Annotated in this window: 12 protein-coding genes; 6 read left to right on the top strand and 6 right to left on the bottom strand. The window is 61.2% G+C overall.

What is annotated here, in order from left to right; all coding sequences use genetic code 11:
• Window positions 1-40: 40 nt before the first annotated feature.
• Both OC445_RS20560 and OC445_RS20555 read right to left on the bottom strand, forming a co-directional pair.
• Window positions 41-991 (bottom strand): FecR domain-containing protein, encoded by a 951-nt coding sequence (locus tag OC445_RS20560; protein ID WP_054922239.1) that lies wholly within the window; start codon window positions 989-991, stop codon window positions 41-43.
• Window positions 978-1,493 (bottom strand): sigma-70 family RNA polymerase sigma factor, encoded by a 516-nt coding sequence (locus OC445_RS20555; protein ID WP_200583018.1) that lies wholly within the window; start codon window positions 1,491-1,493, stop codon window positions 978-980. Before OC445_RS20555 ends, OC445_RS20560 begins: the two co-directional genes overlap by 14 nt.
• Window positions 1,494-1,661: 168 nt before the next feature.
• Here OC445_RS20555 and OC445_RS20550 point away from each other — a divergent pair, with 168 nt between their 5' ends.
• Window positions 1,662-2,291, top strand: coding sequence for a LysE family translocator (locus OC445_RS20550; RefSeq protein ID WP_262020318.1), 630 nt, complete (start codon window positions 1,662-1,664; stop codon window positions 2,289-2,291).
• A 463-nt stretch (window positions 2,292-2,754) separates the two neighbouring features.
• Here the strand turns inward: OC445_RS20550 and inhA are convergent, their stop codons facing one another.
• A complete protein-coding gene (gene inhA / locus OC445_RS20545; protein WP_054922247.1) occupies window positions 2,755-3,435 on the bottom strand; it encodes an isonitrile hydratase in 681 nt (226 codons plus the stop codon).
• 89 nt (window positions 3,436-3,524) lie between these two features.
• Here inhA and OC445_RS20540 point away from each other — a divergent pair, with 89 nt between their 5' ends.
• On the top strand, window positions 3,525-4,493 hold the full coding sequence (locus OC445_RS20540; protein ID WP_252950281.1) for a GlxA family transcriptional regulator: 969 nt from the start codon (window positions 3,525-3,527) through the stop codon (window positions 4,491-4,493).
• On the opposite strand, the gene OC445_RS20535 is transcribed toward OC445_RS20540, so the two are convergent.
• From OC445_RS20535 to OC445_RS20525, 3 genes are read right to left on the bottom strand one after another with little or no spacing between them, the layout of a single operon-like run.
• Entirely contained in the window at window positions 4,479-5,390 is a 912-nt protein-coding gene (locus tag OC445_RS20535) for an alpha/beta fold hydrolase (RefSeq protein ID WP_054922252.1), read from the bottom strand. The two genes, OC445_RS20540 and OC445_RS20535, sit on opposite strands and share 15 nt — an antisense overlap.
• Window positions 5,378-7,204: a glycoside hydrolase family 15 protein gene (locus OC445_RS20530; protein WP_127882054.1), complete on the bottom strand. Its 1,827-nt coding sequence runs from the start codon at window positions 7,202-7,204 to the stop codon at window positions 5,378-5,380. The genes OC445_RS20535 and OC445_RS20530 overlap by 13 nt, the downstream gene beginning before the upstream one ends.
• Window positions 7,197-7,997 carry a glucose 1-dehydrogenase gene (locus tag OC445_RS20525; RefSeq protein WP_034125823.1) on the bottom strand — a complete coding sequence of 267 codons (801 nt, stop codon included), beginning with the start codon at window positions 7,995-7,997 and terminating at the stop codon, window positions 7,197-7,199. Before OC445_RS20525 ends, OC445_RS20530 begins: the two co-directional genes overlap by 8 nt.
• Before the next feature lie 146 nt (window positions 7,998-8,143).
• Between OC445_RS20525 and OC445_RS20520 the strand changes: the two genes are divergently transcribed.
• The 4 genes from OC445_RS20520 to OC445_RS20505 all read left to right on the top strand — a co-directional run bounded on the left by OC445_RS20520 (window position 8,144) and on the right by OC445_RS20505 (window position 12,593).
• Window positions 8,144-8,545, top strand: coding sequence for a cytochrome c (locus OC445_RS20520; RefSeq protein WP_080757661.1), 402 nt, complete (start codon window positions 8,144-8,146; stop codon window positions 8,543-8,545).
• 79 nt (window positions 8,546-8,624) lie between these two features.
• Window positions 8,625-9,125, top strand: a complete 501-nt coding sequence (locus tag OC445_RS20515) for a sigma-70 family RNA polymerase sigma factor (RefSeq protein ID WP_034125822.1) — start codon at window positions 8,625-8,627, stop codon at window positions 9,123-9,125.
• A gap of 26 nt (window positions 9,126-9,151) precedes the next feature.
• Window positions 9,152-10,102, top strand: a complete 951-nt coding sequence (locus OC445_RS20510; protein WP_034125821.1) for a FecR family protein — start codon at window positions 9,152-9,154, stop codon at window positions 10,100-10,102.
• Window positions 10,103-10,199: 97 nt separating this feature from the next.
• Window positions 10,200-12,593: a TonB-dependent siderophore receptor gene (locus OC445_RS20505; protein ID WP_262020317.1), complete on the top strand. Its 2,394-nt coding sequence runs from the start codon at window positions 10,200-10,202 to the stop codon at window positions 12,591-12,593.
• Window positions 12,594-12,831 lie beyond the last annotated feature (238 nt).

The raw sequence follows: 12,831 nt of genomic DNA, 5'->3' as shown, positions 1-12,831 counted from the left end.
CGAATGGCAATGAGAATTCACCTCATTTATTTTCGGCCGGTCACACCCGAGCGGAGACGGTTACCCAGTAGCGGCTGCGGTAGGTCACATCGATCGCCAGCGATTGAGTGACCAACTTGAGCACCTGGTCGGTGTCCTCCAGTTGGTAAGTGCCCGAAACTCGCAACCCTGCCACGGCTTCGCTGCAACGCACCAACCCATTGCGATAGCGGCCCAGTTCGGCCAGGAAGTCGTCCAGGCGCATGTTGTGGGCGCTGATCACGCCGTCACTCCAGGCCCAGGGGTCCAGGCCGTTATTGGGGGAAGGGCGAATGCCGCTACGGTTGAACATCACCTGTTCGCCTGGCTTGATCACCTGGCGTGCGGCGCCGTCATGGCGATCGGCAAACACCGCTACCGCACCCTGTTGCACGGCCAGCAGGGTACCTTGGGGTTCTTCGCGCACCAGCAAGCGCGTGCCGACGGCGCGCAGGTAACCGTCGCGGGTATGCACCCACAGCGGGCGGTGGTCGGCGCCGGTATTGATCAATATTTCACCCTGGCGCAGGTTCACCAGCCGTTGTTCGGCGCTGGAGGTAATGTCGACGGCACTGGCGCTGTTGAGCTGGACTTTGCTGCCATCCTCCAATGTTACCCAGCGCCGCTCGCCAGTGGCGGTGCGGTAGTCCGCCATCAAGGCGGGCAGGGGCGTGTAGTCGCGGCCCAGCCAGGCTAAACCTGCGGCGCCGGCAAACAGCCCGAGCAGTTTCAGGCTTTCACGACGGCTGATGTGCTGGCGTGCGCCGTCGAGTGCATGGCGACTGACATGCGCCGGCAAGTGGTTGAAATCGTCATTCAGGGTGGCGACCCGTTGCCAGGCCTGTTGATGCGCCTCGCTGGTGTGCAGCCACTGGTCAAAGGCCGCGGTGCTGGCGTCGTCGGCGGTGTTGTAGCGCAGCTTGATCATCCATTGGATGGCCTGGTCGACCAGGTGCGAGTCAGGAGTCGGCATAGCGCAACCGGTAACAGGCGTGCAGCGCCTTGGACAGGTCGCGTTCCACCGTGGCCTTGGACACGCCCAGGCGCAAGGCGATCTGCGGGCAGGTCAGGCCGTCCAATTGGGCCAACAGGAACGACTCGCGCACCCTCGGCTTGAGCTGGTCGAGCAAACGGTCAATGCGCTCCAGGCTGTCGAGGATCAGCCGCTTTGTTTCTTCGCTCGGCACCTCTACTTGCGGGAAGTGCGCCAGGCTTTCCAGGTAGGCGCGTTCCAGTTCGCGGCGCCGGTATTGGTCGATCATCAAGCTGCGCGCGATGCTGCTCAGATACGCGCGCGGCTGCTGCAAAGTCTGTTGCTGACGCGCGTTGAGCAGGCGCACGAAGGTGTCCTGCGCGAGGTCAGCGGCGCGCTCATGGCAGCCCGTGCGCCGGCTCAACCAGCCTCGCAGCCATGAATGGTGGGCTTGGTATAGCTGGCCGATGGCAGCAGGGTCCAGTGGGTGATCGCTCGACATGGTCATCCTGGCGCAGCAGGCTTAATTGATAATGTTTCGCATTCTAGACGTTGGTCGTGGCATTCAGCAATCACTCGGTTCGCTGCGTGAGCAATGTATCCAGCACAATTTTTTGTAGGGCCTGCAAGCGCCGATTAATCTGTTTTTTTTCCAGCGGACGGTTCAACCATGATCAGCCTTGTCACACTCGGTGTTTTTTCCGGCGCTGTGTTGCTGTTGTTGCTGTCACCGGGGCCGAACATGGCGTTTGTCATCAGTCAGGGCGTCACCCATGGCTGGCGCGGCGGCGTTGCTTCGGCCCTGGGCATTGGCGTGGCCGACCTGTTGCTGACAGCGTTGACCGCCATGGGGGTGACGGCGTTGGTCGCCAGCTGGCCGCTAGCGTTCGACCTCATCCGCTGTGCGGGCGTGATCTACCTGCTGTGGCTGGTCTTCAAAACGTTGCAGAAACGCCCCGGCCTGGACGCCGCTCACGTCGGCCGCGTGGCGTTGGGCCGAGTGTTTCTGCAGGCCATGCTCAACAGCTTGCTCAACCCCAAGGCGTTGTTGTTTTTCATGGTGTTCCTGCCGCAGTTTGTGCGGCCCGAGGCGGGGCCCATCGCCTTGCAATTGATGGTGCTGGGCGGTGTGTTGACGTTGATCGCCAATGTGTTTCATGTGCTGTTGGGCGTGTTTGGCGGGGCGCTCAGTCGTTTCTTCGCCAAACGCACCAAAAGCGCCTGGCTGCAGAAGTGGGGCTTGGCAGCGGTGCTGACGGCGTTGGCCGTGCGCTTGGCGGTGATGTCACGTCCTGCCTGAACACACGCGGGAAGCCAAGCAAGTTTCTTTGTGGCGGGTGCCCGACAGCCGATGCTCATCTACCTGACACCCCATAATCCAAATGTGGGAGCTGGCTTGCCTGCGATTACGGCCTGACAGCCGACGCTTCTCTACCTGACACTCCACGATCCAATTGTGAGAGCGGGCTTGCCTGCGATGGCGGCATGCCAGCCGACACCGGGTATCAGACCGAGTACATATCCATTCCTGCGGTAACGGCCACCTATTTGGCTGAAAGAGATACCTTTGGCCAGCTTTGCCGCGACTACCAGGTCAGTCGAAAGACTGGCTACGACTGGACAGCCGTTGAGCACCGAAATAATCAAAAGGAGTTTCGTACAGCGGTCTAGGACTTCCTCACGTTCAAGCGTTGAAACCGGTTCATTCCCACGGACCTTCCCAGTCGCTGCAAATTCAGTGACCGGACGTAAGAAATACAAATTCACCCCAACCGCGCAGCCGCCCGCGCCACGATCTCCCCGCGCACTTTGCGTGACTCCTCCGTGCGCTTGTTGGCTTCCTCCAGCACATGCCTGGGCGCCGTCTCCGGGCGGCCGGAGTCAAACGGTGGGGCCGGCGCGTATTCGATCTGCAGTTGCACCAGTTGCGCCGCCGCTTCGCTGTACAACTCCGCGGCCAAAGTCAGGGCAAAATCAATGCCGGCGGTGATCCCGCCGCCGGTAAACAGGTTGCCATCACGCACCACACGTTCCTGTACGGGGATGGCACCGAGCGGGGCGAGCAGGTGGTGGTACGCCCAATGGGTTGTGGCCTTGCGACCGCGCAGCAACCCTGCCGCGCCCAGTACCAGTGAGCCGGTGCACACCGAGGTCATGTAGCGCACTGTCTGGGCCTGGGCCTTGAGGAAGTCCAGGGTTTGCGGGTCTTCCATCAATGGGCCCACACCGGCGCCGCCGGGTACGCAAAGCACATCCAGGTTCGGGCAGTCGGCGTAGGTCATGGTCGGCGTGAACACCAGGCCAGTGCTGGAGGTGATCGGCGCGAGGTCTTTCCACACCAGGTGCAGCTTCACGTCTGGCAGCGAACCGAGGACATCATAGGGGCCGGTAAGGTCCAGTTGCTGGATGCCGGGGAACAACAGAAAGCCGATCTGCAAGGTCATGTTTCAAGCTCCGAAAAGGAATGGACGTGCTCACTGTAGAAGCCTAGGCTTTGGCGAATACGCCATTGAGCCCACCAATCTCGCCAATCATGCCTAAAATTATTCATGTACTCGCGTTTGAGAATGCCCAGGTACTCGATATCACCGGGCCTCTACAGGTGTTCGCATCGGCTAACGATTTGGCGCGCCAGCGTAGTTTGCCATTGCCCTACGCGGTCAACGTCATCGCCGCTCAGGCTGAGCCGGTGATGACGTCCTCCGGCCTCGCGCTGCTGGCTGAGCCGCTGCCCTCCATTGACCAGCCCTGCGACACCCTGGTGATCGCCGGTGGCTGGGGCGTGTACGGCGCTGCCGAGGACCCGGCGCTGGTGCAATGGGTGCGCGATAAATCCTTGCACACCCGGCGCATGGCTTCGGTTTGCACCGGGGCTTTTCTGCTGGCCGCCAGTGGCTTGCTCGATGGTTGTCGCGTGGCCACGCACTGGACGCGCTGTGAAGAACTGGCGCGCAAGTTCCCTGCGCTCACGGTGGAGGCCAATCCGATTTTCATCCAGCAAGGTGCGGTGTGGACGTCTGCCGGCGTGACCGCTGGGATCGACCTGTGCCTGGCCCTGGTAGAGGATGACCTGGGGCGTGCGATTGCCTTGGAGGTGGCGCGCCACTTGGTGGTGTTCCTCAAGCGCCCTGGCGGTCAGTCGCAATTCAGCGTGACGTTATCCCTGCAAAAGAGCGACAGCCGTTTTGCCGAGCTGCATGCCTGGATCGCCGAAAACCTGACGCTGGATCTGAGCATCGCCACCCTGGCGGCCCAGGCTGGCATGAGCGAGCGCAGCTTTGTACGCCACTATCGCACCGAGACTGGCCAAACCCCGGCGCGGGCCGTGGAACTGATTCGCGTCGAAAACGCACGCCGGCAACTGGCAGATAGCACAACCTCCATCAAGCGTATCGCCATGCAATGCGGTTTTGGCTGTGAAGAGACTTTGCGCCGCAGCTTTCTAAGGGCTTTGTCGGTGACGCCCCAGGCTTATCGGGAGCGTTTTTCACCGCTCCAGTAGTTCCAGCAAAGCTTGAAGCGTGACCTGGGGTGCTTCCTGAAAAACGTTATGACCCACGCCGGGCAACACCTGGCGGCGATAAAAACCGCTGAAGTGCTCCACGTCATCATCCTCCAGCGACGGCGGGCCCACGCCATCGTCGGCCCCGCACAGCGAAATGCTCGGTACTGATATCGGCGGTTGCGGCACCAGCGCCTGCTCGATGTATTCCAGCGCGGGATCACCCGGCGCATACATAAAGCGATGGCGATAGGAATGAATCACCACCTCGACAAAATCCGGGTTATCAAACGACGGCGCGGTCAGGGCGTAGTGGCTTGGCCCCTCGGCCCAGGACGGTGACCACAGCGTCCAGAGCAATTGGCAGAGTTCACGCCGATTGGCCGTCAACCCGTCGACCCCGCGCTGGGTGTGAAAGTAATACTGATACCAGAGCCGGTGCTCTGTCTCAGGTGGCCTGGGCTTGAGCGACTGGCTGATGGCCTGGATGTTGTAGCCATCGCCGGTCACCAGGCCGCGCACCCGCTGCGGCCATAGCGCCGCGACAATACAGGCGGCGCGCCCACCCCAGTCAAAGCCGGCGAGGGTGGCTTGCGGGATGGCCAAGGCATCCATGAAGTCGAGCAGGTCCTTGGCCAGCGCCGCCTGTTGGCCGGAGCGCATCACTTGCGTGTTGATAAATCGCGTCGGGCCATAACCGCGTAAGTACGGGACCAATACCCGATAACCACGTTCAGCCAGCACCGGCGCGATGTCATCGTAGCCCCGTGGATCGTAAGGGAAGCCATGCAACAGGATCACCGGTTCGCCATCGATGGGGCCGTGGGTTTCGTACGCCACATCAAGCAGGGTTGTGCGCACATACAGCAGTGGGGCGGGGGACGTCAGGGTTGCCATACGGTTTTCTCCCCGCTGAGTTTGCGGTCCAGGAACGTTGCCGCGCTGATCAATGCCAAGTGGCTCAACGCCTGGGGCGTGTTGCCCAGGTGCCGGGCCTGGCTGTCGAACTCTTCGGCGTACAACCCCAGCGGGTTGGCGTAACGCAGCAACTGTTCGAATTCCAGATGGGCCTTTTCAACTTGCCCGGCGCGCGCCAGGCATTCGACGTACCAGAACGAACAGGCGGCAAACGCGCCTTCGACGCCTTGCAGCCCATCGATCTGGCTGTCGTCATTGCGGTAGCGGTAGACCATGCCGTCGCGCACCAGGCTTTTCTGGATCGCTTCCAGTGTCGATAGCCAGCGCGGGTCCGTGGCGGCGACAAAGCGCACCAGCGGCATCAACAGCATCGAACCGTCGAGGGCGGTGCTGCCGATATGCTGCACAAAATGCCCGCGTTCTTCGTTCCAGAAGTTAGTCCAGATGTCGGCGTAGATCGCCTGGCGCGTCTGGTCCCAGCGTGCGAACGGGGCCGGCAGCGAACGTTTGGAGGCCAGGCGAATGGCACGGTCCAGGGCCACCCAGCACATCAGGCGTGAGTGCAGGAAGTGGTGCTGCTCGCCGCGCATTTCCCAGATGCCCACGTCTTTGTGGTTCCAGATCTCACACACTTGGTCGACCACTTCCACCGTGTGTTTCCAGCCTTGGTGGGAGATGGCTTCGCCGTACTTGTTGACCAGATAAACCGCGTCCATCAGTTCGCCGTAGATATCCAGCTGGACCTGGTCGAACGCTTCGTTGCCCACCCGCACCGGTTGGGCGCCGCCGTGGCCGCTCAAGTGGTCGAGGGTGGTTTCCGGCAGTTCCTGGCGACCGTCGATGCCGTACAGGATGTTGATCTTGGTCGGCTGGCCGCAGCAGTCGCTGACCCGGCCCCTGAGCCAGCGCATATAGGCGTTGGCTTCCTCGACGAAACCCAGGCGCATGAACGCATAGACGGTGAACGAGGCATCGCGGATCCAGGTATAGCGGTAGTCCCAGTTGCGTTCGCCGCCGGGCGTTTCCGGCAGCCCGAACGTGGCCGCGGCGATGATGGCGCCGTGTTTGCGCGAGGTCAGGAGTTTCAGCGCCAGGGCCGAGCGGTTGACCATCTCGCGCCAGCGCCCGCGATAGTTGGACTGGCTGATCCAACCGCGCCAGAACTTCAAGGTGCGCTCCAGGTAGAGGTCGGTACAGTCGTTGGTGACGCGCGCATCCTCCTGGCCACCGAGGACAAATTCGGCGCCTTCATCCTGGGCGAGGGTAAAGGTGGCGATGGCGGTGTTGCCTTGGAGGGTCAGCGGCTGACTGCCAATCAGGCGCAGGCCGGGCTGGCCGCTGGCGGTGAACACCACGCTGGCAGCCTCGGCCTTAGCCTCGGTGGGGGCCCGGGCATAGTCGTGGCGCACGGCGCAGCTCAGGTGGATAGTCGCCTTGCCACTGACCACCCGTACCCGCCTGATCAGCAAGGGCAGTTCATCGACGTTTTCGCTGACGGTCAGCAGGTCGGTGATCTCCACCACCGCTTCATCGCTCAGCCAGCGAGTCTGCAGCACATTGGTGTCGGGCAGGTAGATCTGCTCGCGGCGGGCGTTGGGCAGGTCCGGGGTAAGCTGGAACGTGCCGGCCTCGGGCGTGTCGAGCAGTGCGCAAAACACCGAAGGGCTGTCGAATTCCGGCCAGCAGAAGAAGTCGATGCTGCCGCGGTCGTTCACCAGTGCCGCGCTGCGCATGTCGCCGATGATCCCGTGGGCATCGATGGCGCTTTGAGGTTCGTTCTTGAAATCAACCATTGCCACGGAACTCCGGGTAGAGGCTCATACCGCCATCGATGAACAAGGTGCTGCCAACCACATAATCAGAGGCATCGCTGGCCAGCCACACCACCGCATTGGCCACGTCTTCGACGTCACCGACACGACCATAAGGAATCAATTTGAGCAGCTCTTTTTCTGCAGCACCTTCAGTGGCTGCGCGGTTGATCGCCGTGCGAATCGCCCCAGGCGCAATGCCATTGATACGGATGCGCTGTTCGCTGACTTCCTGGGCGAGGGTGCGCATCAGCATCTCCACGCCGCCCTTGGACGCGGCGTAATTCACATGCCCGGCCCAGGGGATGACTTGATGCACCGAACTCATATGGATGATTTTGCCGGCGGCCCGTGACACACCTTCGCGAATACCCTGGCGATTGAAGATACGCACCGCCGCCCGCGCGCACAGGAATTGCCCGGTGAGGTTGACACCAATCACCGTGTTCCAATCCTCAAGGGTCATATCGACCAGATTGGCATCTTTTTGCAGGCCGGAGTTGGCCACCAGAATATCCAGGTGGCCGAAGGCGTCGAGGGTTTGCGCGAACAGGCGTTCGACATCGGCCTCCTTGGACACATCGCCGTCAATCGCAAGCGCTCGGCCGCCGTTGGCATTGATCTGCGCGGCGAGAGCCTCAGCCGGTGCCGCCTGGGAGTTGTAGTTAAGCACCACCGCCGCGCCTGCTGCGGCCAGGGCTTTGGCCGCGCCCGCGCCAATGCCGGAACTGGCCCCGGTGACCAGGGCCACTTGTTGCTGCAAGGAAATCTGCATCGCCCACCCACCGTTTTATGAGAGTCCTTCTTGCTGACTGGCGGCGGCGAGCGGAAGTTCACCCCCTGGCGCTTACGCCCAACTCGGGCAAAGCGCGACTTTATCGTATGATGCTGAAAACAAAGGGCAATACAGGAATCGATGGAATGCATGCGTGGGCCGATACCCGATGGATGAAACTATTACTCAGCGGCGTAGTGGCCGCTTTATCACTGGCTCAGACAGCCTTGTGCGTCGCGGAAAACAGCAATGGTAAAACGCTGTATCTACAGCGCTGTGCTGTGTGCCACGGGCCCGATATCAAAGGCACGGGGCCATTGGCAAAAAAAAGTAATCCGCCAACCCCCGACCTGACAACTGCCACCTTCAAGAAACGACTCCATGATTATCCGGGCGTTATCGTCTCCTCGGTCATCCTTCGCCCCAATGGCAACCTGATCCCCAAGACGCTGCAAGACAATGGCGTAAAGATCGCGCCACATGCCTGGAGCGTTAAAGACTTTCGCGATTTGCATCAATACATGAGTGAGGTCATTTCAAACAAATAGTGGGTGGGCGATGAGCAGCAATTGCCCCACTTAATAGGAAGCATTACTATTCACGCCCCGCCTCCCCAGTGCTCACGCGATGACTCCTCAGCCGCCCCGCAGAACAGGCTTTTTCGAGCACTACGAAGAGTTGATCGGCACCTGGACACGCCGCCTGAGAAACCGTCAGCAAGCCGAAGACCTGGCGCACGACACCTTCGTGCGGGTGCTTGAGTCCGCTGCCTGCGGTGTGGCGCAGCCACGCGCCTACCTGCATCAAACCGCGCGCAATATTGCGGTGGATGCCTACCGCCGCGAAGACCGCCGCGAGGCGTTGACGCTGCAGGCGGCTGATCACAGCACGCCTCACAGTAGCGACCCGGAGCATTACATGCACGCGATCCAGTTGGCCGATGCCATCGAGCGGGCGCTGGCCGAGTTGCCGCTCAACTGTCGCAGGATTTTCATCTGGCAAAAGATCGAAGGGCTCACCCAGCAGGAAATCGCCACACGCCTGGGGCTGTCTAAAAACATGGTGGAAAAGTATATGATCCGCACCCTGCGGCATCTGCGTGATCGTCTGGATGCGAGCGCGCCATGACCGGCTTTGAAACAGGATCTTCCACGATGGATAACCGTGTCCGTGATGAGGCCGCGCAGTGGTTTGTACGCCTGCAAGACGGCCCATTGAGCGCCCAGGAACGCCAACGTTTCGATGCCTGGCGCAGGTCGCAGCCCGCGCATCAGTACGAAATCGATGTGCTGCAAGGGCTATGGAGTGCGACGGATTTGCTGCCCAAGGCCCGCTTGCAGGCGCTGGGCGATGCGCCGACCGAGCGCCTTGGACGGCGTGCGCTGATGCGTTATGCCGTGGCCGCCAGTGTGGTCGCCATTGCAGTGGGCCTGGGTGCGTACCGCGGTCTGGGGCAGCCAAAGCCCTACAATGCCGAATTCAGCACGCGGTTAGGCGAGCATCGTCAGGTGATCTTGCCTGACGGTTCCGTGATGGACCTCAACAGCCGCAGCGTGGTCGCGGTTCATTACGAAAAGGGCCGTCGGGGCGTAGAGCTCAAGCAGGGCGAGGCGATGTTCAGCGTGCAGCATGACGCCGGGCGCCCGTTTGTGGTCGCAGCCGGGGCAGGGCAGGTGACCGTCACCGGCACGCGCTTTGATGTACGTCGGGAGGCGGACCAGACCCGCGTGGCGGTCGAAGCCGGCACGGTCAAGGTGCAGGGCCGGGCATCCGATCACATCGTCACGCTCACCACCGGGCGTGGCACCCATGTCGATCCCCAAGGCCAAGTGGCGGCGGCCTACGCGGTGAACCCTGAAGAACTGACCGCGTGGCGCAACGGTAAACTGGTGTTCAACAACGCCACCTTGGTCGACGTGGCGCGGGAAGTGTCGCGCTACCGCGAGCAACCGCTGCGTGTCAGTACGGCAGCGGTGGGCAATCTGCGCTTGACCAGTGTCTTCAACTCCAGCGATACCGATGCCTTGCTCAAGGCCTTGCCCCACATCCTGCCGGTCGCCTTGCGCACTTTGCCGGACGGTAGCCAGGAAATTATTTCGCGCTGACATTCAGGTTTTTTTCGAGTTCTTCGTCTTCTCCTGCAACTGCAACTGGTTTGCATTAACGGCCGCGCATGCTTGCGATCACAGGACTAGGTTCGACGTGAAAAAACTTGCCCCCCACAACAATAAAATTTCCCGCTGGGCGCCCTTGGCCCTGGCCGTTGCCATCAGTACCGCACAGGCTGCCGAGGGTATCCACATTCGTGCGCAATCCCTCGGCGCAGCCTTGAGCCAATTGGGCCAGCAGACCTCGCTGCAAGTGTTCTTCAGCCCCGATATGGTTGCTGGCAAGCAAGCTCCTGCGGTCGATGGCAATCTCTCGCCCGAACAAGCCCTGCGGCAATTACTGCAAGGCAGTGGCCTGGATTACCAGATTGACGCCGGCTCCGTGACCTTGCGTCCGGTGAGCCGCGGCACCGGTGAAGCGGGCTCACCGCTGGAACTGGGGGTCACCGATATCAAGGTGGTGGGCGACTGGCTTGCCGACGCCGATGCCGAAGTGGTGCAGAACCATCCCGGCGCACGCACCGTCATTCGACGCGAAGCCATGGTAGAGCAGGGCGCGATGAACATCGGTGACGTCCTGCGCCGCGTGCCTGGCGTGCAAGTGCAGGAATCCAACGGCACTGGTGGCAGTGATATTTCCCTCAACGTCGGCGTACGCGGCCTGACCTCGCGCCTGTCACCGCGCTCCACCGTGCTGATTGACGGCGTACCGGCTGCGTTCGCTCCTTACGGCCAGCCACAGCTGTCGATGGCGCCGATTTCTGCCGGTAACCTGGAAAGTATCGACGTTGTCCGCGGTGCGGGTTCGGTGCGTTATGGGCCACAGAACGTCGGCGGCGTGATCAACTTCGTGACCCGTACGATCCCGCAAGACTTCTCCGGTGAAGTCGGCACCACCCTGCAAACGTCTGCCCACGGTGGTTGGAAGCATGTAGAGAATGCCTTTATCGGCGGCACTGCCGACAACGGTATCGGCGCCGCGCTGCTGTACTCCGGGGTCAACGGTAACGGTTACCGCAACGGCAACAACGGCAACGACATCGATGATGTGATCTTCAAAACCCACTGGGCGCCGACCGATCAAGACGATTTCTCGCTGAACTTCCACTATTACGATGCCAGCGCCGATATGCCCGGCGGCCTGACCCAGAAGCAGTTCGATGCCAACCCGTACCAATCGGTGCGTGACTGGGACAACTTCAGCGGGCGCCGCACGGACGTGTCGTTCAAGTACATCCGCCAGATCGACGACCGCACCCAGGCCGAAGTGCTGACTTACTATTCCGACAGTTTCCGTGGCAGCAACATTGCCAACCGCGATCTCAAGACCCTCAGCTCCTACCCGCGCACCTACTACACCTTCGGCATCGAGCCGCGTGTGTCCCATGTGTTTGACCTGGGGCCCAGTACCCAGGAAGTCAGTGTGGGGTATCGCTACCTCAAAGAAGGCATGCACGAGGAGGCCACCGGCCTGAACCTGGTCAACAACGTACCGACGCCGGGCGGGCAGAGCGACGGTCACGTGTATCAGGACCGCACGGGGGGCACTGAAGCCAACGCCTTCTATATCGATAACAAAATCGATATTGGCAAATGGACCATCACCCCGGGCATTCGCTTTGAAGATATCCGTACCGAATGGCATGACCGCCCGGTCGTTGCCCTGAACGGCAAGCGTACCGATGAAAAACGCCGCGAGGTCCACAACAACGAACCGCTGCCGGCGCTGAGCGTGATGTACCACGTGTCTGACGCCTGGAAACTGTTCGCCAACTACGAAACGTCCTTCGGCAGCCTGCAGTATTTCCAACTCGGCCAGGGCGGTACCGGCGACCAGACGGCCAACGGCCTGAACCCGGAAAAGGCCAAGACCTACGAGGTCGGTACGCGCTACAACGACAGCGTCTGGGGCGGCGAAGTGACGCTGTTCTACATCGACTTCTCGGATGAACTGCAATACGTCAGCAATGACGTGGGCTGGACCAACCTCGGCGCCACCAAGCACAGCGGCATCGAAGCATCCGCCCATTACGACCTGTCCAACCTCGACCCGCGCCTCGACGGCCTGACCGCCAACGCGGGCTTCACCTACACCAAGGCCACCTCCGAAGGTGATGTGCCGTTCAAGGGCCGTGACCTGCCACTGTATTCCCGCCAAGTGGCGACCCTGGGCCTGCGTTACGACGTCAACCACTGGACCCACAACCTGGACGTCTATGCCCAGTCCGGCCAGCGTGCGCCCGGCACCGGCACCACCTATATCACCCAAGGCTCTGCTGATGGCCAATACGGTGATATCCCCGGGTATGTCTCGGTCAACCTGCGCAGCGGCTACGACTTTGGCGCGCAACTGTCGAACCTGAAACTGGGCGTGGGCGTGAAGAATGTCTTCGACCAGCAGCATTACACACGCTCTAGCGACAACAATGCAGGGTTGTACCTGGGTGAGCCTCGCACGTTCTTCCTACAGGCAAGCGTAGGGTTTTGAGCTTTAGCCGATGAAGAAAAATCGCGATCTCAAAGGTCGCGATTTTTTTTTGGCCCGGGCCAGGGGCACCGCCCATTCATCGCGAGAAGATCGCCGCTGTCCAAGCTGTTTCCTACACCTTGATCACATATTGTTGCTGGATCAGGAACTGATTCCGACGCAAAACCACACATGGGAAAGCTGGTGGGCTTCGACATTGCGTTGGAGCGACAAGCTGAAAATCGCCCACTGTCATGGA

This window comes from Pseudomonas sp. Pse35 (assembly GCF_024519715.1).
Lineage (GTDB): Bacteria > Pseudomonadota > Gammaproteobacteria > Pseudomonadales > Pseudomonadaceae > Aquipseudomonas > Aquipseudomonas paracarnis.
Note: the sequence above shows the minus strand (reverse complement) of the source record. Positions and strands in the feature narration are given on the sequence as shown.